Annotated in this window: 1 pseudogene; it reads left to right on the top strand. The window is 78.6% G+C overall.

Annotation, left to right across the window (positions count from 1 at the left end):
- Positions 1–332, top strand: a pseudogene (locus G3I41_RS15515) (hypothetical protein); the annotation flags it as partial.

The following is a 332-nucleotide window of genomic DNA, read 5'->3' on the forward strand; positions in this document are numbered from 1 at the left end:
TGGGCGCGACGGCCGAGGCGCTGGCGGCGGTGGCGTCGGTGCTGATGGTGCTCGACGCGTACGCGGTGTACGCGGTGGCGGTGCCGGACGCGGACGGTGCCGCGTACACGGGGACGGCGGCGGCCGCCCTCGCGCTGCTGTGGGCGGCCTACGGACTGCTCCTGGACAAGCTGCGGCTGCCGCTTCCACTGGCGGTCGTCCCGGCGCAGCTGCCCCTGGTGCTGTGGGTGTGGGCGGCGGGCGGCGGGCCGCTGTGGTTCGCGGCGGCGCTGCTGACGACGGCCGCGCTGGACGGCGCGGTGGCGCTGAGGGCCCGACGGGCGCCGGTGCGG

The organism is Streptomyces sp. SID9727 (assembly GCF_010550605.1).
Classification (GTDB): domain Bacteria; phylum Actinomycetota; class Actinomycetes; order Streptomycetales; family Streptomycetaceae; genus Streptomyces.